18 protein-coding genes are annotated in these 18,835 nt (G+C 56.7%); 10 read left to right on the forward strand and 8 right to left on the reverse strand.

Translation table 11 applies throughout. From position 1 onward, the window contains the following. Window positions 1-35 precede the first annotated feature (35 nt). Together IQ241_RS04525 and IQ241_RS04530 are read left to right on the forward strand one after the other, a co-directional pair. On the forward strand, window positions 36-569 hold the full coding sequence (locus IQ241_RS04525; RefSeq protein ID WP_193905230.1) for a pilus assembly FimT family protein: 534 nt from the start codon (window positions 36-38) through the stop codon (window positions 567-569). 99 nt (window positions 570-668) lie between these two features. Beyond that, complete coding sequence (locus IQ241_RS04530) at window positions 669-899, forward strand: hypothetical protein (RefSeq protein WP_193905231.1); 231 nt, start codon at window positions 669-671, stop codon at window positions 897-899. 31 nt (window positions 900-930) lie between these two features. On the opposite strand, the gene IQ241_RS04535 is transcribed toward IQ241_RS04530, so the two are convergent. Both IQ241_RS04535 and glgP read right to left on the reverse strand, forming a co-directional pair. Next, window positions 931-1,773: a Tab2/Atab2 family RNA-binding protein gene (locus IQ241_RS04535; protein ID WP_193905232.1), complete on the reverse strand. Its 843-nt coding sequence runs from the start codon at window positions 1,771-1,773 to the stop codon at window positions 931-933. A 5-nt stretch (window positions 1,774-1,778) separates the two neighbouring features. Further along, the gene (gene glgP / locus IQ241_RS04540; protein ID WP_193905233.1) at window positions 1,779-3,953 is read right to left on the reverse strand and encodes an alpha-glucan family phosphorylase; all 2,175 of its coding nucleotides are present in this window, start codon (window positions 3,951-3,953) and stop codon (window positions 1,779-1,781) included. A gap of 193 nt (window positions 3,954-4,146) precedes the next feature. On the opposite strand from glgP, the gene IQ241_RS04545 reads away from it, so the two are divergent. Beyond that, window positions 4,147-5,463, forward strand: a complete 1,317-nt coding sequence (locus IQ241_RS04545) for a valine--pyruvate transaminase (protein WP_193905234.1) — start codon at window positions 4,147-4,149, stop codon at window positions 5,461-5,463. Between the two features lie 5 nt (window positions 5,464-5,468). Beyond that, window positions 5,469-6,086 (forward strand): ribosome maturation factor RimM, encoded by a 618-nt coding sequence (gene rimM / locus IQ241_RS04550; protein WP_193905235.1) that lies wholly within the window; start codon window positions 5,469-5,471, stop codon window positions 6,084-6,086. 1 nt (window position 6,087) lies between these two features. Here rimM and IQ241_RS04555 read toward each other — a convergent pair whose 3' ends face one another. Next, window positions 6,088-6,576 carry a hypothetical protein gene (locus IQ241_RS04555; RefSeq protein ID WP_193905236.1) on the reverse strand — a complete coding sequence of 163 codons (489 nt, stop codon included), beginning with the start codon at window positions 6,574-6,576 and terminating at the stop codon, window positions 6,088-6,090. Window positions 6,577-6,713: 137 nt separating this feature from the next. Here IQ241_RS04555 and IQ241_RS04560 point away from each other — a divergent pair, with 137 nt between their 5' ends. Then, window positions 6,714-7,829: a metallophosphoesterase family protein gene (locus tag IQ241_RS04560; RefSeq protein WP_193905237.1), complete on the forward strand. Its 1,116-nt coding sequence runs from the start codon at window positions 6,714-6,716 to the stop codon at window positions 7,827-7,829. Between the two features lie 6 nt (window positions 7,830-7,835). Here IQ241_RS04560 and IQ241_RS04565 read toward each other — a convergent pair whose 3' ends face one another. Then, window positions 7,836-8,015, reverse strand: coding sequence for a hypothetical protein (locus tag IQ241_RS04565; protein ID WP_193905238.1), 180 nt, complete (start codon window positions 8,013-8,015; stop codon window positions 7,836-7,838). Continuing rightward, the gene (locus IQ241_RS04570; protein ID WP_193905239.1) at window positions 7,996-10,467 is read right to left on the reverse strand and encodes a sensor histidine kinase; all 2,472 of its coding nucleotides are present in this window, start codon (window positions 10,465-10,467) and stop codon (window positions 7,996-7,998) included. Before IQ241_RS04570 ends, IQ241_RS04565 begins: the two co-directional genes overlap by 20 nt. 302 nt (window positions 10,468-10,769) lie before the next feature. On the opposite strand from IQ241_RS04570, the gene IQ241_RS04575 reads away from it, so the two are divergent. Further along, window positions 10,770-11,510: an LmeA family phospholipid-binding protein gene (locus tag IQ241_RS04575; protein ID WP_193905240.1), complete on the forward strand. Its 741-nt coding sequence runs from the start codon at window positions 10,770-10,772 to the stop codon at window positions 11,508-11,510. Between the two features lie 30 nt (window positions 11,511-11,540). Here the strand turns inward: IQ241_RS04575 and IQ241_RS04580 are convergent, their stop codons facing one another. Genes IQ241_RS04580 through IQ241_RS04590 form a run of 3 tightly spaced genes read right to left on the reverse strand, consistent with a single transcriptional unit; the run spans window position 11,541 to window position 15,588 of the window. Then, window positions 11,541-12,023: a QcrA and Rieske domain-containing protein gene (locus IQ241_RS04580; RefSeq protein WP_193905241.1), complete on the reverse strand. Its 483-nt coding sequence runs from the start codon at window positions 12,021-12,023 to the stop codon at window positions 11,541-11,543. A 10-nt stretch (window positions 12,024-12,033) separates the two neighbouring features. After that, a complete protein-coding gene (locus IQ241_RS04585; protein ID WP_193905242.1) occupies window positions 12,034-13,737 on the reverse strand; it encodes a cytochrome c biogenesis protein in 1,704 nt (567 codons plus the stop codon). A gap of 39 nt (window positions 13,738-13,776) precedes the next feature. Next, window positions 13,777-15,588, reverse strand: coding sequence for a cytochrome c biogenesis protein ResB (locus IQ241_RS04590; protein WP_193905243.1), 1,812 nt, complete (start codon window positions 15,586-15,588; stop codon window positions 13,777-13,779). A 547-nt stretch (window positions 15,589-16,135) separates the two neighbouring features. Here IQ241_RS04590 and IQ241_RS04595 point away from each other — a divergent pair. The 4 genes from IQ241_RS04595 (at window position 16,136) to IQ241_RS04610 (ending at window position 18,825) form a co-directional block, all read left to right on the forward strand. Further along, window positions 16,136-16,585, forward strand: a complete 450-nt coding sequence (locus IQ241_RS04595; protein WP_193905244.1) for a globin family protein — start codon at window positions 16,136-16,138, stop codon at window positions 16,583-16,585. 38 nt (window positions 16,586-16,623) lie between these two features. Further along, entirely contained in the window at window positions 16,624-17,271 is a 648-nt protein-coding gene (locus tag IQ241_RS04600; RefSeq protein ID WP_193905245.1) for a cytochrome c3 family protein, read from the forward strand. Next, window positions 17,268-18,065: a cytochrome c3 family protein gene (locus tag IQ241_RS04605; RefSeq protein WP_322743577.1), complete on the forward strand. Its 798-nt coding sequence runs from the start codon at window positions 17,268-17,270 to the stop codon at window positions 18,063-18,065. Before IQ241_RS04600 ends, IQ241_RS04605 begins: the two co-directional genes overlap by 4 nt. A gap of 100 nt (window positions 18,066-18,165) precedes the next feature. Then, window positions 18,166-18,825, forward strand: coding sequence for a Tll0287-like domain-containing protein (locus IQ241_RS04610; protein WP_193905246.1), 660 nt, complete (start codon window positions 18,166-18,168; stop codon window positions 18,823-18,825). Window positions 18,826-18,835 lie beyond the last annotated feature (10 nt).

Below are 18,835 nucleotides of genomic sequence, written 5' to 3' on the forward strand. Positions count from 1 at the left end.
AAAATCTCTTGTACCGATTTGGCGAAGCTGACTCGATGCAAGAGATTCGATGGCTGAGGCGCGATCGCGCAAGCGGGTTTACACTGCTGGAAGTCCTGACCGTGATCGCAGCTATCGGCATCATGGCTGCCATCATGGCTCCGACCTGGTTTCGGTTTTTAGAAACCTGGCGGTTGAATGCGGCTCAGGATACGGTTTATCAGGGGATTCAGATGGCTCAGTCGAAGGCCCAGCAGAATCATAGATCCTGGGAATTTAGTATTCGTCAGGGCGCTAACGGGGTTGAATGGGCGACCCATGCAGAGAATGTGCCTATCAGTCAGTACCCTTGGCAGCCGCTGAATGCCAGCATCCAGTTAGACAGTGAGACCAACTTCGCAACCCGGGGAGGAATCTCCTATGTGCGATTTGACCACAGGGGACATGTTCAGCACCGCCTGGGTCGAGTGACGCTAAACAGCAAACGGGTTTCCGATGTGAAGCGCTGCGTTATCGTATCTACTCTAATCGGGGCCACTCGAAAAGCGAAGGAGCAGCCCAGACCCAGTAATGGCAAGCTGTGCGACTAACTGAGAAGGCCGGCAGCAGGCGCGATGCCCCCTTTGACAGATGAGAAACGGCTTGAGAGTTTTCACAATAACAGTGAAAACTCAATTGGGAGTACCCCTATGGCTTTATCTGCATCAGACGTCATGAGCGATTTAGAATACGACTGGCTCAGCGTACTGCACAACAAAGCCCAGGCGATCCAAGCCTATGAAATCTATATTCAAGATGCCAAGGCAGCTCAGTCTCAGCCCTGCGTCGAAATGTTTGAAAAGCTGATGGAGCAGGAGGCCGCGCAGATTAAAGAAGTGCGCAGCCACCTGATGTCAGTCATGCAGCACGGCAAAATGTAGCCTTTTTGGGCAGCGGTCAGAACAGCGACGTTTATGCCGCTGCCTGCAACAGCCAAAATCCGGTGTAGGTGACTCCGGCATCGTCTGGCTGCACCAGCAAAAAGTGCAGCCCCTGCGCCGCTTGCTTACGGTGCTCAAATATTTTTCCCGCCTCAGCGACCGTCTCATCCTCAAAGGTCGCCAAAATCCATCGGTCGGCCAGCCCCGCTTCTAAAATCAGGCCGTTTGGAGCCCCGGCGATGTATTCCAGCGTCACCGGCTGAGTAGCGGCCAGCCACTGGACCAAACGCATCGACTGGCGACCGCCATCAATCACTACGCCAGGAATCCGAACCGTACTCGGCAAACCCAGCTCAACTGGCATCAGCCAGGGTGGAATCGAGAGAATCGGTATCGGCTCCTGCTGAAAGCTGAGCAGATTGGTATTAGAAATCGCGGCAAAGCGCCAGCGATCGCCCATCAGCTGCTCCGGCATTGGCGCGGGTGGCGGTCGGTCAATCGCCAACGGCTGATAGGGTTCGTCGATATAGGTGTCCAGGTTGGGATACCAGGCCGTCCGCTGGCGCAGCCACTGCTTCAGGGTGGCGAGGTCGCGGCGGGGCTGTACCGATACGGGCAAATCGCGGCAGGCCACTTCTATCAGGGTCAGCGTCTGAGGCCGAAAGACTTCTATCCCCTCGGGCCAATACCCAGCTCGCTTATGGGCCAGCTGCAGCTGCTGCCTGAGCCATTGGGCATTGGCCTCACTTTGGGGGCAGAACTCGCCGTAGGTGAAGTCCATCACTGGGGCGCAGATTAGCAGCTCCCACAGCGGGTTGCCCTGCGCATCGCGCAGCGGTCGGCGATAGAAATCGACCTGCCAGGAAGGGCTCATAGACTTCAGGCGATGACGCTGGCAAGCACAGGCTCCGGCGGCTCCGTGGGCTGGGGCAGATACATTTGGGTGACGTATTCGGCCACCATTCGGTCGGTGTTGAACCGGGGGGTAATGGTTCGGATGGAGGCTTTCATCATCCGCAGCCAGCCGCGCGAAAGACCGGCGCGATCGCGGCTATAGTACAGCCGAGCAATATCGCGCTCTAGCAGCGTATAGAGCGATTCGGCATCGACCGCATCCTGCCGTTCGCGGTCGTCGGGCAGGGCTTCGCCAATCTCCCAGCCGTTGATGCCCGCCTGATAGCCTTCACACCACCAGCCGCTCTGTACGCTGAGATTGAGCACGCCGTTGAGCGCCGCCTTTTGGCCGCTGGTGCCAGAGGCTTCGAAGGTGCGGCGACAGGTGTTCAGCCAGAGGTCTACCCCCTGCACCATCAGCTTAGTGGTGTAGAGGTCGTAGTCTTCAATGAAGGCCACGCGATCGCGCAGGTCGGGATGTCGGCTCCACTCCATCAGCCGCTGAATAATCCGCTTGCCCTGATGGTCATCAGGGTGCGCCTTGCCTGCGAGAATGATCTGAATCGGTCGCTTGGAATGGGCTAGAATCCGGCTCATCCGCTGCAGGTCCCTAAAGATCAGGTCGCTCCGCTTGTAGGCGCTAAATCGACGGGCAAACCCAATCGTCAGCACCTGCGGATCGAGCAGGCGACCGACGGCGTTGATATCGTCATCCGCTTCTCCGCGAGCTTCGCGGGCCTGCCGTACCCGGTCGCGGGTATAGGCGACCAGCCGGGCTTTGAGAATACTGTGCCGATGCCAGAGGGCCTCGTTGGGAATCTCTTCAACCCGGTTCCACAGCTCTGTATTCGTCAGCTGGGTAGACCAGCCTCGCCCCAGATAGTCTTCGTAGAGGTCAGCCATCAGCGGTGCCACCCAGGTGCGGACGTGAATGCCGTTAGTGATATGGCCAATCGGCACCGCTTCGACCGGACGGTTTGGATAGAGCGCCTGCCACATCTGCCGGGAGACGTGGCCGTGCTGCCGACTGACGCCATTCGCGGCTCGGGTCAGCCGCAGGGCCAGGATTACCAGACTAAAGGGCTCCCAGGGCTGATCCGGCTGCCGCGCCCCCAGGGCCAGAAATTCTTCGCGGGTCAGGCCCAGCTGCGGCCAGTAATGCGCAAAAAAGTCGGTCATCAGCTCGGCGGAAAAGACATTCCCTACTGGCACCGGCGTATGGGTAGTAAAGACGGTGAGATCGCGGACCAGGGCCTGAATTTGTTCAAACGACTGGCCCGTTTCCTCCCGCGTCTGCAGGGCAATCTCCAACAGGGCAAAGACCGCATGAACTTCATTCAAGTGATAGATCGAGGGCTCAATACCCAGCGCCTGGAGCACGCGCACCCCGCCAATGCCCAGCAGCACCTCCTGGGCCATTTGAGTGTCGAGGTCACCGCCATAGAGCCGCCCGGTCAGCGCTCGGGCAGCCGCATCATTTTCGGGCAAATCAGTATCTAGCAGATAGAGGACGCTGCGGCCCACCTGGATTTGCCACACCTGCACCTTGACCAGTCGCTGGCGAATATTCACCTTGACCGTAATCGGCTGGCCATATTCATTACAGACCTTCTCCATCGGCAGCTGGGAAAAGTCGAGGTCCACGTAGTCGGCCTCTTGCCAGCCGCTGCGGTTAAGCCACTGGCGGAAATAGCCCTGCTTATACAGCAGCCCAATTCCCACCATCGGCAAACCCAGGTCAGAGGCCGACTTAAGGTGCCCCCCGGCCAACACCCCCAGGCCGCCGCAGTAAATCGGAATGGATTCGTGAATGCCAAACTCAATGCAGAAATAGGCTACTGGATGCTCGGGCGGAATCATCGGCGCGACCCGGCTGGCCCAGGTATTGTCTTCGTTCAGATAGCAGTCGAGCTGGTGCGATAGCCGGTACAGCCGTTTCAAATAGTGGGGATCTTCGGCCAGCTGCCACAGCCGCTCATGGGATACCGACTCCAGCAGCGCTACCGGATTGTGCCTACAGCACTGCCACAGCCCCGGATCGATGGCGCTAAACAACGCGACCCGGTCAGGCGTCCAGCTCCACCAGTAGTTGTAGGCAAAGTCGGCCAGCCGCCGCATTGGGTCAGGCAGCTTGGCTCGAAGTCGGCTGATAGATTCCATAGAATACTGAGACTATTGCTCTAGTAGAGCGGACGGTGTTGGGAGCAGCTCCCGCTAACAGGATAACCCTGCTCAACCCCTACCGGCGTATGAATTAATCTAGGGGATTTTCTGCCCGCGGTAAACCTTGGACCGACGCCCAGAGGTATAGTTAAGCGGCGTGCTTTAAACTCCAGTGCTATCGGCTTTGCCTATGCCCGCTCTAACCCAATTTGGCGACCAGATGTCTCATTTGACAGGCGTCCGGGCGATCATGAAAGACATCATCGAAACGCTGCGGCTGGGCCAATCATTCATCAACCTCAGCGCGGGTAATCCAGTTATCTTGCCCGAAGTAGAGCAGCTCTGGCGCGACTGCACCACGGCCCTGCTGGCCAGCGAGGAATATGGAACCGTCGTCTGCCGCTACGGCTCTAGCCAGGGATACGAACCCTTTATCGCCGCCGTACGCGACGATTTCAACCAGCGCTATGGGCTGTCGCTGAGCGATCGCAATTTTCTGATCACGCCGGGTAGCCAGTCGCTCTACTTCCTCGCGGCCAATGCCTTTGGCGGCTACAGTAGCACGGGTCAGCTAAAGCGAATTGTCCTACCGCTGAGCCCTGACTACACCGGCTATGGCGGCATTTCGCTGATTCCAGAAGCGCTGACCGCCTACCGTCCCCAGCTTGACCTAGACCCGACCGCGCATCGCTTCAAATACCGGCCCGACTTCAGCCAGCTCGAAATTACCCCGGATACGGGCTTTGTCCTATTTTCGCGCCCCTGCAACCCGACGGGCAATGTTCTCACCGACGAAGAGGTCACCCGGATTGAAAGCCTGGCTGCTGCTCAGAACGTGCCGGTCCTGGTTGACTCGGCCTACGCCCCGCCCTACCCGGCGCTCAACTACACGGAAATGTCGCCCCACTTCGGACCAAACATTCTCCACTGCATCAGCCTTTCCAAGGCGGGGCTGCCCGGCGAGCGGATTGGTATCGCCATCGGCGATGAAGCCATGATTCAGGTATTAGAAGCCTTTCAGACCAATCTCTGCATTCATTCCTCGCGCTATGGCCAGGCGATCGCGGCCCGCGCCATCCGTTCAGGCGCGCTGGCGGAAATTTCTGAGCAGGTAATCCGGCCCCACTACCAGCGCAAATTTGCCGTGTTGGAAGCAACTCTCGATCAGCAGATGCCGGGCAGCGTCCCCTGGTATCTGCATCGGGGCGAGGGGGCGATTTTTGCCTGGCTGTGGCTTCAGGAATTGCCGATAACGGACTGGGCGTTTTACCAGGCGCTGAAGCAGTGCGGCGTCATCATTGTCCCCGGCAGTCCCTTTTTCCCAGGGCTAAAGGACGACTGGCCCCACATGCGTCAGTGCTTCCGGATTAGCCTGACGGCATCCGAGGCCGACATTGTAACGGCGCTGGAGCGGCTAGCGCAGCTGGTCGATCGGGTCTATGCGGGGCAGAGCACCGAACATCGGGCAGTGGCAGTCACTGCTCCCAAGCAAGAGGTTGCCCGGTAGAAGTCATGGGAGACTGGCTAACGATTGGCCGCGTGGTGGGTGCCCATGGTCTCAACGGCTGGCTCAAGGTGTACCCCGAGAGCGATTTCCCCGAGCGCTTTGTCAGGCCCGGTGACCGCTGGCTGCTGCGACCCCAGGCGACAGAGCCCGAACCGATTCAGCTGTTAGCCGGGCGCTACCTGGACGCTAAAAAGCAATATCTAATTCAGCTAGCGGGCATCGAGAATCGCAACCAGGCAGAGGACCTGCTTTACTGTCAGCTCGTTGTCCCGGTAGACGACCGGCTGCCGCTGGAACCAGGGGAGTTTCATGTTGCTGACCTAGTGGGCCTCTCGGTAATTTTGCGCGAGAGCCAGACCCAAATCGGGCAGGTGGTCGATATTCTCAGCGCCGGGCAGGACTTGTTAGAAGTTGCCCTCGATGCCGATGCCCTCAATACGCAAAATTTAGATACGCAGAATAGGCAGACCGATTTATCGCCTCAAAAAGGCGGGTCTAAAGCGCGATCGCGCCGTAGCAAAATTTTGATTCCCTTCGTCGAGCAAATTGTGCCCGTCGTCGATCTGGCCAATCAGCGCATCGAAATCGACCCGCCCAGCGGCCTGATTGAAGCCCAGCGCTAGCCTATTCCAGTAAATTTGAAACGCACCAGGCTGAGCTGTTGAGCAAGTCCTGCCGTCTTTGGGTCAGAGATAACTCACTGCCAATCCGCTGCTCCTGGTAGCTGCGCTGCCAGACTGGCGAACCCGGCTGACTGCGGACTAGATTAATCCGTTTTGCAGCTGCGGCTTTAAACGCGGCAATAAAAGAAGAGAGCACCCGCGGCTTAGTTGGTGAGCGCACGAACGACTTGGTCTCAGCGACCACCCCCCGGTCTTTGACCACCACCAGAGCCTCTAGCCCGTTGGGGACAATCACCCACTGATCGAGCGTGATTTTAGGATGGTAGCTGGCGGCGCGCAGCCATTCGTCAGCAGCGATTTGACCGGTGAGGTTGAGACGACTGCTGGCTGGGTCTAACCCAAACAGATTTTCTTCTTGGTAGGTGCGGAGCTGGACGTAATAGGCTACGGCCTGGACAGGGGAGCGATCGAGCTGGGCTGGGTGAATCAATCTACCCTCTATAACCCTTCAGGGTTGTGTACAAGTTGTTTTCTAAGCTGCCCAGCCGGAATCCAAAACTCACAGCCTTGAAACGTTTTTTAGGTCTCAGGCTGGCTACAGTTGAGTAAGAAACCCGCCTTGAAGCTATGAAACTCGATTTTCGCTTTGCCGTCATCAGCGATTTGCACATTGCTCTGCCCCACACGATCTGGGACTCACCCAGTCGCTTCCACCTGGTCGAGGTGAGCATTCCAGCATTTGAGCAAATTTTAGAGCAGCTGGAGCAGCTGGAGCTGGATTTTCTGCTGCTGCCCGGCGACCTGGTGCAGCACGGCGAGCGCGAAAATCATCAGTGGCTGGCCGACCGTCTAGCCAAGCTGCCGTTTCCGACCTATGTCGTTCCCGGCAATCACGATGTGATTACTCGCCAAGGGTGCGATCGCACCCTCCCCCTGGCCGACTTCCCCCGGCTCTACCAAAGTTTTGGCTACAGCAATCCCGAGCAGCTCTACTATCGTCAGGAAATTCTGCCCAACGTTCACCTGATCGGGCTGAATACCAACGCCTTTGACGCCGAAGGTCAGCCCTTTAACTCGGGCTACATCGACGCTGAGCAGCTGGCCTGGCTAGATGCCCAGCTCGCCGAGCTCGCCGACCGGCCCGAACGGTTCGTCATGGTGATGCTGCACCACAACGCGATTGAGCATCTGCCGGGGCAGGCCAAAAGCGCCATGGGCCAGCGCTATATGGTCAGAAATGCTGGCGCCCTGACCGAGCGGCTGAAAGCAGCAGGCGTGCCGCTGATGTTTACCGGCCATCTGCACGTACAGGACATTGCTCGCTGCGGCAGCCTATACGAGATCACCACGGGCTCGCTGGTCAGCTACCCCCATCCCTACCGGCTGCTGCACCTCTGGACCGATTCGCAGGGGCAGAAGCAGCTCCAGATTGAGTCCACTCGGGTCGAAGCGGTGCCAGACTGGCCCGCCCTCCAGACCACCTCGCAGACCTGGATGAGCGATCGCGCCTTTCCCTTCATGGTCAAGCTGCTGACCGACCCGCCCCTCTGTCTGGCGCCTAGCGAAGCCAAAGCCTACGCGCCGCAGCTCAAAGACTTTTGGGCCAACGTCGCGGCAGGCGATGCGGTATTTGACTATCCGCACCTGCCACAGCCGCTCCAGCGCTACTTCCACCGATTCAGCGCCGTTGATGCAGACGGGATGCCCCAGGCGATTGACAACAACGCTGTTCTGGCTTTGTAAGCCGGTCTAAACTGCCTGAACGGGTGAAAATCCCTGCTGCCGGACCAGCCCTCGCAGCACTCCTGCCGCTGCAGGTGACGTCGAAGACACCATAGCGGCTAAGGGGTTGGTCGCTTCACCCAAGCCCTGATTCGCCGCTTGGTAATCCCACTTCAGCGCCTCGCGGTCAGCGATCGCGAACCGCACTGAGCGCTAGCGGCAGCTGCACCGTAAAGGTCGCTCCCATGCCCTCGCCTGGGCTGGCCGCTGTGACTGTCCCACCATGGGCCTCAACCAGCTGCTGTACAAGCGTCAGCCCTAGCCCCGTGCCGCCGTGCTGACGGGTGATGGAGCTGTCGTGCTGGCGAAAGAGCTCAAACAAATGGGGTAAAAAGTGAGGTGATATCCCTTTTCCGGTATCGGTCACCTGAATTTGCCCTAGGTCATCTTTTTGCTCTAACCGTAGGGTAATCTGGCCTTCCTCAGGCGTGAATTTAATCGCATTGGTCAGCAGATTCCAGACAATTTGCTGCAGCCGATCGGGGTCGCCCTTGACCGGGCCGACTGACGGATCTAGCACCTGCTCCAGTCGAATTGACTTAGCCTCCGCTGCCAGCCGGGTCGTCTCAATCGCGGCCAAAACGGGTTCAAGCAGCATCACAGACTTCAGCTGTAGCGAGAGCTGACCCCGAGCAATCTTAGCCACGTCCAGCAGGTCGTCAATCAGCTGCGTCTGGTGCCTGACGTTGCGCTCAATGATCTGGAGCCCCTGGTCTCGCTTATCTGAGCTCAGCGTTTTTTTCTGTAAAATGCTCGTCCAGCCCAGGATGGGATTAAGCGGCGTCCGCAGCTCGTGGGAGAGCACGGTGAGGAACTCATCTTTGACCCGGTTGGCTGCCTGCAGCCGGTCGGTCTGCCGCTGGAGCGAGGCCATTAGCTCTGAGCGCTCCAGCGCGATCGCGATCTGGTCGCAGAGCACCTGCATCAGATCGGTTTCGACTGGGTTAAAGCCAATTCGGCTGCGGCTGCCAAAGGACAGCGTGCCGTAGAGCCTGCCGTGGGCAATCAGCGGCTGACAGGCGCAGGCTGCCATGCCCAGCGATCGCATCTGAGCCATGATCGGATGGTCTGAGTTTTGGATGTCCGACCAAACGACCTGACAGCGCTGCTGAGCTGCCGTTCCCGAAATCGATTCTCCCAGCCCCAGCTGCTGTAGCGCAGCTTCCTGTTCAGCCGATATTCCGGTAGCCGAAATCAGTCGCAGCACCTGCTCGTCTTCGACCAAGACATAGTTAAGGTAAACAGCCAGATCCATTGACCCTTCCAGCTTTTGAAACAGGCTGCTGATCAGAGTGAGGGGGCGATCGCTAAAGAGCAGATCGCGGGTCGTTTCGTAGAGCAGCTGGAGGCGATCGCCGTTGGCCTGAAGAGCAGCTTCTGCCCGCTGACGCTGCTCTAGCTCGGCTTCGAGCTGCTGGTTACTGAACTTGAGCGCCTGCCTTTTTTCGATCAGGGCATCGACTAAAATTTTGAGCGACTGAGACAGCCCCGCCACCTCATCACGACCTCGAATTAGCGGTAGGCTGGCCTCGGTCTGGTCCTGCCGCAGTCGGTCTGCCGCTGTGGCAATCTGCAGCAGCGGCCGAGTTAGATAGCCGGCGACGAACCAGCCCGCGATCGCAAATAGCCCGCCCAGCAGGCCGCCCTGCAGCCAAATCTGCCGACGCACCTGATAGACGGGGCTCAGCGCCAGGTCGGTGGGCTGACAGACCAAAGTTAGCCAGCCCAGACCGGGATAGCTAAGATATCCATCGCTACGGGCAAAGCCACTCAGATATTGCTCACCGTTAGGCCAGGTTTCGACCCGGTAGCCGTCATGGGTATCCGCTGCCGCGCTGACGCTCTCCAGCCTCACGGTTTGGTCTTGCCAGCCTGACGGCCCGATCAGGAGCTTCCCGGTCGAGTTCAGAATCAGGATCTCGACATCCATTTGAGCATTCAGCGGTCGAGATAGCGAATCGCGCACCGACTTTGCCCATTCCCGACTCAGGTGAGTGCTTAAAACGCCAGAAAATTCTCCAGTTGCGGTGGTGACCGGGGCAGCTATATCGACTATTTGTAGCGATTCTGGCTCTAGCGACTCTGGCGACGGGTCTGACACCGCTTTTGCCAGCAGCGCTTCCTGAACGTCGCCGATAAACAGGTCGGACTTTGCTGCCTGAAACCATCTGCGATGGGAAACGCTCTGCCCTTCTAGCTGCCGGTCGGTGCTAGCGATTACCTCACCCTGTGGGTTAGTCAGACTGATCCGGCTGTAGCTGGAGTAGCTGTTTTGTAGCGTGTTTAAGAGCGATCGCTTTTGTCCGACAGGTATCATCGGGTCACGAATGACATCGAGCGTAGACAAAATTTGCACTTCTCGATAGCGCTCAAAGATGCCGCGATCTAGCTTGTCAGATACCTGATAGGCAAGCTGGGCCAATCTTTGGCCGACCTGCTGCTCAATCCGGGCAGTGGCAGTATAACTGACGACCAGACTCGCCAGTAGCGAAGTCACCAGCATAATCAGCACCACAATCAGGCCAACCCGCGCCCTGAGACTGCGGCGCGGGTCTAGCCGAGCCGCTATGCGAGCGGGCCGCAGTCGGAGAAGAACCATGAAAGCGAGTAAGCGTGAGTGACGTTAATCACCGCTGCCGTCAACGGACAAAAGCAACACCAGCGGACTTCGACGACTGTCCAGGGAAAGCTTGGCTCTACTGTAGTCATTTTGCTTGGCTTCTCATACTATCCCGTAGCGGTAGATTCAGTCTGCCCTACGGATAGAGGCTAAAGATCCGTAACATTTTTTATACTTTAATTTCGTTTTCGAAGAGGAATTTGAAGCCCAAAACCAACGTCCAGGCTTTGTCTGGCGCTGATTCGCATATTTTTTGACCGTAAGTTATTCAGGGTATAAAAATGAGTTCAAAAGACTTAGACATTGGCGAGCAAGCCATCAGCAAAGCGGCAGAAGCCGGATTAGAGTCTCAAATGGATCAGGCAGAAGACTTAGATGTCGCTCTCCACACCGAAGCGACGGATTTGGCCCAGGGCAAGCTGAAAGCGGTCGAAGTTGAAGGTGAGGGGCTGGTTGTCCAAAACGAACTGCGAACCGATGAGCTGAAGCTCAAAACCGGGGAAGTGAAGATCAACCCGATGCAGGCAGTGATGGGTGAGATTGAGCTGGAGCGGCCGACTGAAGCAGAAGCCTACGCGGTGCTCAAGGCCGAGGATATCAATCGGGCATTTGACTCCGACTATGTTCGAGAAAAGCTGCGGGGTCAGAAGGTTACTCTGCCCTCAGAAGAGACCGTGTCAACCGATGCCCAAAAGGTGAGCTTTACGATTCCAGAGGCGGGCCGGATTGCCGTAGATGCCGATGTGATGATTATCGAGCAGGTTGAGACTAAGCACATTGCGTTTACCGCTGTGCCTGAGCTTGTCTCCGGCGGGCATCAGGTGACCCTCACCGACATGCAGTACGACGATGCTGCTAACGACATGCCAGAACTCACCCAGGCCCTGATTGACACCACCGAAGAACTACTCGACCTGCGCAACCTAGAGTTGGACAAGATGTCGCTTAAGTTTGACCGGCTGGAGGTGCAGCCTGACCAGCTAGTGATTCAAGCCCAGGCAGAGATTCGAGCCTTCAGCTAGCGATCGCGCCGTTATCATGACCGCCTAGCATCACTGAACCTTAATCAGCACCAGATCGCCATCGATCTGAGCTTCATAAGATCCTAAGGGCTCAGCGGCGGGACCCTCAGCGACGGTGCCGTCTGGGTTGAACTTTGACCCGTGGCAGGGACAGGCAAATAGGCCTTCCTGCCACTCGACACCGCAGCCCTGGTGGGTGCACATCGAGTTTAGGGCGACGATGCCTTCCGGGTTGGCTGGGTCGCGGATGACGACTACTGGCCCGGCGATGAAGCCTTTTTGGGCGAGGGAGCCGTTGGCATCCAGTTCGGCGACGGTTCCCAGGGCGGCAAATCCATCCTCGCGGATGCTGTCATCTACCTTAGGAGTGGAAGATTCTGACTCGGCTGGGGCCTCAGTCTCTGAGGTCGTTTCTGAAGGCGACTCTTTGGGAGTGCAGGCCGCGATCGCAATTGGCAGCGAAGTCGCCATGAAGCCCGCACCGACCCAGTTGATAAACTCACGACGTTGCATGGGTTATCCTCTAGCTACCGAACGGATTGGGGCTCACGGCTGAATCGGGTTCGCCTGATTTGATCAACCAGCCTTGATAGCGGGCGGCAGTGATCAGCACAAACAGCAGGTCTAGCCCCACGACGCTAGCAATCACCAGCTCCGAGCCGCCGGTGCCGAAGCCATAGCTATGCAGTCCAGTCCCCAGCACGAAATTCACGCCGTACCAGGCCATCAGCACCGCGTTAAAGGCGACGACGCTGGCGACGCTGATGCCAAAGTTGCCAATCCAGCCGACCAGCCGACCGTGCAGCGGCACCAGATAGCACAGCAGGGCAATCAGCGCCCAGGTTTCCTTCGGGTCCCACCCCCAGAAGCGGCCCCAGGAAAAGTGCGCCCAGATGCCGCCAAGGATAATGCCGGTCGTCAGCAGCAGTACGCCTACCTGCAAGACCCGATAGTTGAGCTGGGAGAGCAGCTGAATTCGCGACTTGGCCTGAGGCGTAAACAGATAGCTGCCCAGGGCGACGTGGCCCAGCCCCAGCGCTAGCGCAAAGCTGGCGTAGCTCAGAGCAATCGTAGGAACGTGGATGCTCAGCCAAAAATTATCGCGCAGCACCGGCACCAGCGGCGAGATGCTGGGGTCCAGGACGGCGGGTAGGCTGTCAGCCAGAATCAGACACACCACCGACAGCGGAGCCGCCGCGAGCAGATAGTATTTAGAGCGGTAGATCAGTTCAAAGATGAGCGCGATCGCGGCAATCCCAAATCCGACCCAAACCACTGACTCATACATATTGGTCACCGGTGGACGCCCGGCGATCTGCATCCGCAGCCAGAAGCCGTAGCTCTGCACGGCGACCCCAGCGACAAAGAGGCCAATGGCGCTCCAGTAGAGTTCGAGCGGCTTAATCCACAGCGCCGCTAGCATGAAAATAAAGGCAATGCCGTAGAGCTGCCAGGCTTTAGCAAAGGGGTGAAAGTGGTTGAAGAAAACCTCGCGCCGCATGACGCTATCGGCGGGATAAACCTCCGGGCTGAGCGCCGTTAGTCCCGACTTTAGCGACGCCGCTAGGGGAGCCAGCAGCGGCAGGTGACGGGTGCCGGACAAAAACGTTTGCTTGATCGTGGCGAAGTTGGCCAGCAGCGGGGCGACGGATTCTGCCGGATAGAGGCTCTGGCCTTCAGTAATGCCGACCCATTTGCCTTTGATATCGGTGGGGTGGGGGACAATTGCGATCGCGTCATCGCTCACCGTCTCCAGCATCAGCGTCAGCCGGTCTTCCAAGGTAATCGCCTCTCGCTGGTCGCGGGTCAGGTCTTCTCCTCTAATCTCAACCTGATGCGCCTCTCGAACGACAGCGCCGAGAGCCTGATTTCGCATCAGTGTTTCGAACGAAAAATGCTTTTGATCCGGGTCGAGCCCTACCTGTTCTTTTAACGGACGATAGCTCAACAGCACAAACGGCTCTTCGTTCCAATTGCGGTTGTTTAGCCACAGCGACAGAAAAGTTTCCATCGAGCTTTCTCGAATGCCGTCGTGTAGATAAGTGGTAGATCCGTGGATTTTTGCCACCGTCTCCTGAGCCACCGTATCCAAAGGTTTTTTACGCCCGCCCTGCTGCACGGTCATCGTCTCCAGCGCGTCCAGCGCAGAAGGTTGAAACTGGCTGAGGGGAGCAGCGATAAGCAGCAGTCCCAAACAGAGCCCAATCGCAAATTTTAGAAGTTTCATCATGATGTTTTAAATGTGGTGAATCAGGAAAAGGGCCTGCTAACGTCCCAAAAAGAAACCCATGATTGGAATCGTCCCAACTGATTCTCGTTCCTCTACTTCAGGCATCCCCAATAAATCCGCAACAACCCTCAGCTTCTTCGCGACCGAGCGGCCATAAAACATCGTGCCAACGCCCACAATCACCATCAGTGAACCCAGCCAGGTCAGCCCCGTCACCCACCAGGGTTCGCGCTTCACCTGCAAAGTAGACTGACTCAAATCGCCTGGATTCCACGACGCCTGAGCAATTTTCCAGCCCTTGAACCAGGTGGGATGATTCATCCAGACCCGACGGTCGGCCCGCTCGCCCGTGTGAGGTTCCATCAGGGTGACGGCACTGGTCCACATGGCGACCGACTCGCTGCCTTCGTTACGCTCGACGATAAAGTCGTTGAGCTTCACCGCGAAGGGCAGCTGCAGCAGTTTTGGGCTAAAGGCGACGTACCAGTCACCCGCTGGCGTGCTCACGGTCGTCGGTTCGCCCCAGGGCACCCAGACCGGCTCCTCAGCCCCCACTGCAACCAGCAGTGCGGGCTCACCGCTGTCGGCAGGAGCCGTTTCCGGCAGCGGCACCGTTGCTCGCTTGACCTGAGCCTGGGGCAGGTATTCGGCCAGGGTAATTTCAAAATCAGCCCAGCCTGGCGCGATCGCTTCGCCGACCGCCAGCGGCCCTGACTTGAACCCCTGAGACGCGCGAGCGGCGTAATGCAGGCTGCCCTGCGCATCTACGACGACGCGGAAAAAGGCGTCTGGCTCAGGAGAGACAGGGGCCTCGTAGCGGATGTCAGCCGCGATGGGCCGGAGGAAATCTGGCGGCTGGACGGCGGCTCGAACGGGCTCAAAGGCGGGATTGCTAAACACAAACCAGCGCTCTGTCGTTTCACCGTTGGCCAGTTCCAGCTGCACCGCTGGATTGCGGAACTGGGGGGAGGCGGTTTCGGGCTGGCGGTTGCTGTCTAGACGAAAGTCAGGCCAGAAGCCTAACAGCTTCAGCTCCCCAGAGCCGATTTGGCTGGTCTGCCCAAGCTGCGATCGCACATCTATCGTCCGCGATACCCCCGCCCAGGAAACCTGCAAGGTACCCCAAGGATTGTTTGGGTTCTCTGCTGGAGCTGTCAACGCCTGTCGCAGTGCCTGCGGGGAGTCCGCTTTGACAATCTGTAGCTCAGCGGGGCCAATGTCGATCTGACGGTAGGCGGCGGGTGCGGCGGCCAGCCAGCGGTCTAGGGTTTGACCCATGCGATCGCTACTCAACCTCAGCCGCACAGCAGGATTATCGACGGCAGCCCCGGTCTCAAAGTGAACCGTTTTAATCGCCCGATCGCTGTAGCCCAGTAGGGAAAGATTTCCCACCCGATTAGGAACGACCGTACCATCAGACTTAATAAACAGGGATGCCTGCTGTGGCTCCTGGCCCGGCGCGGCGACTTCTAGGAGATCGCCTTCAACTCGCAGGCTGCTAACCGGTCCGGCATCGGTGCGCGCCAGCAGCATTCCCTCGACGCTCAGGTGAATGACCGCCGCCGAGCCCGCGATAATCACGACCAGACCCCAGTGGGTAATGGCAAACCCCAGCTTTCGCGCCCCCCGCCAGGGATAGCGTGACAGGGTGGAAATCCCTAAATTCAGCGCGAGTAAAAACATCAAAGCGCCGAACCAGGGGCTCTTATAAATTTCCTGCTGCACCACCGCTGAACCAACTTCGGACTCGTAAAAGGTGGTGAAGATCAGGATAGTCGCGATCGCGCCTAGCAGCGGCACTGCTAATTTAATCGACCCTAAAAATTGACCTAGGTGATTAAGTTTCATTTAAACTTTTTGAAAACAATTAAAGTCGCAAAAAACAGAAAGCTGCTCCCTCATGAACTGTTGAACTGCCCTAATAAACTGTTTGAACCGTATCCTCTCTAAATATCAAAGGACATTTTGTATCCAAAGTTGCAAAGTGCTCCTGAATCATTCAATATTCGGATTTTTATTATCGAATTAATGCATGTCAGCCCGAAAATGGATCGTTTTGGACGCGCCCAAAACGGTTAAACCTTTGGCAAATCTAGAGAAAATAAGCGCTATAGGATATTTGAATTTGGCGAATGACAGAAATATGTAATTTCGGCTTTTGTAAATGCAAAATTAGCATATCAGAATTATTTTTTGTAGCTTTGTACACAAAAACTGAGCTGGGATCGCCATAGTTTTATGTCATAGGGCGTATAAATGAATCGTAAATTTATACCGCCACAGCTTTAATCAGCTGATTCCGATGTGCAATTAGCGAGTGATGACATAGTTTGGATACTTTCCTATCTAAAAGATTTTTTCGCTATTTTTATTATTCAGTGGAGCGTAATTGAGCATGTCTTTGAACGTAGAGCTTTTAGAGCAGAGCTTTGAACTAGTTAAGCCAAAAGCAGACGAGCTTGTGACCAGTTTTTATCACAACTTATTTACCGACTATCCAGAGGCAAAGCCGCTGTTTGAGCATTCGGATATGAGCAAGCAAAAGCAAATGCTGAAAGGGGCGCTGGTCATGGTAGTTGAGAATTTGCGCAACCCCGAGGTGCTGAACAGCTCCCTCAAAGGGCTGGGAGCCCGCCATGTTAAATATGGGGCAATGCCTGAACACTATCCTTGGGTTGGCAATAGCCTGCTTAAAGCACTAGGCGAATATGCCGGAGAAGCCTGGACTCCTGAGCTAAAGGCAGCTTGGGTAGGAGCCTATGGGGCGATCACTGAGATTATGCTCGATGGCGCAGACTACTCCAAGCAATCTGTTCAGCTCGATAGCTCAGCAAATATATCTTAGGCCGACGGTTTTCTCTTACGACTGGTTTCTCAGTTTAGATGGTAGCTAACTCCAACCGACGTTTTGACCTGAGGAAAGGGCTGAGTCTCAGGGTGGCGGTCATCCTGGTGATGGTCATCCTGGTGACCTGGTTCTCGGCTGCTTTTGCGCTGGAGCAAAAGCAAATATTTATGCCAGGGGAGACATCGGTCGGTCACTATCTGTTTGATACCTCCTGCGCCTCTTGCCATGAAGGATTCAAGCCGGTTACGAACGAAACTTGCAACCGCTGTCACGAGGCCGAGCTAGCGGAGGATGCGCACGGGGCGACCAAGTTTCGAGATCCTCGTTGGGCAACCTATCGAGACAATATCGACGTGCTGACCTGTACTGCCTGCCATAACGAGCATGTCCATATGTTTGGCCGGGGCGTGCACCTACAGCCAGACCTCTGTATGGTGTGTCATGAAGAGCTGACGGTGTCTCAGCTCAAAAGCCATGAGGGCTTTGCCGCCGATGGCTGCTGGACTGCAGGCTGTCACAATTTTCATGACCATCGGACGATTTCTACCGGTTTTCTGCGCCAGAATATGGGCGAGCCCGCCATGCTGCCCGTGCAGCAGCTGCCTGACCGAAATGTGACGACAACGATAGAAACGGCCCCTGCTCCCAACCTGAAGCAGGAGTTTCTAGGAGGTAGCACGTGAAAAGGCTACTGGCTGTTTTAATCATGCTGCTAATGGCCATCGGCACGGCTCTACCCGCTGAGGCCGTCAGCGAATCCGAGCTGGATCAGATCACAGAACGCTGGCAAATCAGTGTCCACGCGCTCAATGAGGTGAACTGCGCCAGCTGTCATCAGGAAAGTGAGTCTAACGCCTTTGTGGCCAACCCCAGCTATGAAAGCTGTCAGTCCTGTCACGAAGACCCCGTCGATACCTTCTTACTAGGCAAGCACGGGATTCGACTGCTGGAAGGGGAAAGTCCGCTGACTCCGGCGATGGCCCGGCTGCCGATGAAGCATGACGCCTTGACTAAGGAAATGAACTGCAATACCTGTCACGACGTGCATTCTGTGGACACGGTGCAGGCTGCGGTTGATGCCTGCCTGACCTGTCACAACGATACCCATTCCCTTACCTATGAAAATTCTAAACATGCCGAGCTGTTTTTAGCGACAAAAGAGCTGCCTCGGCCCGGGCCGACCGCCGTCACCTGCGCCACCTGCCATCTACCGCGAACTGGCTTTGATCAATCCGATGGCACCACGCTGGTCAAGGTGAATCACAACAATACCTACACGCTCAAACCTCAGGATCGGATGGTGGGCGAGGTCTGTATGAACTGCCATGGGGTGGAATATGCCTTCAACAGTATTTTTGACCCTGAGCTGGTCAAAGCCAATTTTGACCGACCGCCAGCGCTTTCATTGGAGACCTTTGACATGATGAGAGCGGCTGAAAAACTAAGGTCGGGCAATCCTTCTGATGAGGCAGAGTAATGGCTGCTTTCTATCAGAATTGTTCACCCGTTCGCAACGTTTCGCCCATGCGTTGTGAATGGACTAAATACAAACAAATCTATACCAGGAGAACCTTTCAATGACTAGCACAAGTTGGATACAGCGGTTTCGCACTAGGATAGTCGCTCTATTTGCCCTTGCAGCGGTAGTCTGCTTTACTACCGTTGCCTGCAGCGGGGGTAGTTCTACTACCGAGGCAGGACCCGCGATCGCGCCTGACCTGGTCGCCGACTACATTCATACGGTACTGGCCGCTGACCGGACCGCCTACACTCAGCATGTGGTCAACCGGGTCAAGACCCTCGAAGGTAAATCTAAAGAGGATGGTGTCTTACCGGTCGAGTCCACCGAAGCGTGGCAGCAAACCGATGGCGTGCCGCTACCGGCCCAGATGTTTCGCCTAGGCTCAGAAATTGCCAATGAGTCCGGCTACTTCACCTACAATCTGATCTCGCCCTGGAATATCAACGATAGCCAGGGGCCTAAGAGCGAATTTGAGAAAGAGGCCGTTGAAGAAATCGTCGCTACGGGTGAACCCTATAAAGGGTATCAGGAGGTAGGCGATCAGGCTTACTACTCGGCGCTTTATCCGGATACGGCAGTTGCTGAAGCCTGCGTCAGCTGCCACAACACCCATCCGGTTCACCTAGAGCGCTACCCCGATAAGGTATTTGAGATGGGAGATGTGATGGGCGGCATCATTATCAATATCCCGGTTGAGAGTATGCCTTCTACCTGACGGAGCCTTG

Origin of the sequence: Vasconcelosia minhoensis LEGE 07310 (assembly GCF_015207255.1) — a bacterium.
In the GTDB taxonomy this organism is placed as follows: domain Bacteria; phylum Cyanobacteriota; class Cyanobacteriia; order Phormidesmidales; family Phormidesmidaceae; genus Vasconcelosia; species Vasconcelosia minhoensis.

What these genes read in the sequence shown, in the direction of transcription:
- IQ241_RS04525 (WP_193905230.1), top strand. Translation starts at nt 36, where the DNA reads ATGCAAGAGATTCGATGGCTGAGGCGCGATCGCGCAAGCGGGTTTACA.
- IQ241_RS04530 (WP_193905231.1), top strand. Translation starts at nt 669, where the DNA reads ATGGCTTTATCTGCATCAGACGTCATGAGCGATTTAGAATACGACTGG.
- IQ241_RS04535 (WP_193905232.1), bottom strand. Translation starts at nt 1,773, where the DNA reads ATGAGCCCTTCCTGGCAGGTCGATTTCTATCGCCGACCGCTGCGCGAT.
- glgP (WP_193905233.1), bottom strand. Translation starts at nt 3,953, where the DNA reads ATGGAATCTATCAGCCGACTTCGAGCCAAGCTGCCTGACCCAATGCGG.
- IQ241_RS04545 (WP_193905234.1), top strand. Translation starts at nt 4,147, where the DNA reads ATGCCCGCTCTAACCCAATTTGGCGACCAGATGTCTCATTTGACAGGC.
- rimM (WP_193905235.1), top strand. Translation starts at nt 5,469, where the DNA reads ATGGGAGACTGGCTAACGATTGGCCGCGTGGTGGGTGCCCATGGTCTC.
- IQ241_RS04560 (WP_193905237.1), top strand. Translation starts at nt 6,714, where the DNA reads ATGAAACTCGATTTTCGCTTTGCCGTCATCAGCGATTTGCACATTGCT.
- IQ241_RS04570 (WP_193905239.1), bottom strand. Translation starts at nt 10,467, where the DNA reads ATGGTTCTTCTCCGACTGCGGCCCGCTCGCATAGCGGCTCGGCTAGAC.
- IQ241_RS04575 (WP_193905240.1), top strand. Translation starts at nt 10,770, where the DNA reads ATGAGTTCAAAAGACTTAGACATTGGCGAGCAAGCCATCAGCAAAGCG.
- IQ241_RS04580 (WP_193905241.1), bottom strand. Translation starts at nt 12,023, where the DNA reads ATGCAACGTCGTGAGTTTATCAACTGGGTCGGTGCGGGCTTCATGGCG.
- IQ241_RS04585 (WP_193905242.1), bottom strand. Translation starts at nt 13,737, where the DNA reads ATGAAACTTCTAAAATTTGCGATTGGGCTCTGTTTGGGACTGCTGCTT.
- IQ241_RS04590 (WP_193905243.1), bottom strand. Translation starts at nt 15,588, where the DNA reads ATGAAACTTAATCACCTAGGTCAATTTTTAGGGTCGATTAAATTAGCA.
- IQ241_RS04595 (WP_193905244.1), top strand. Translation starts at nt 16,136, where the DNA reads ATGTCTTTGAACGTAGAGCTTTTAGAGCAGAGCTTTGAACTAGTTAAG.
- IQ241_RS04600 (WP_193905245.1), top strand. Translation starts at nt 16,624, where the DNA reads ATGGTAGCTAACTCCAACCGACGTTTTGACCTGAGGAAAGGGCTGAGT.
- IQ241_RS04610 (WP_193905246.1), top strand. Translation starts at nt 18,166, where the DNA reads ATGACTAGCACAAGTTGGATACAGCGGTTTCGCACTAGGATAGTCGCT.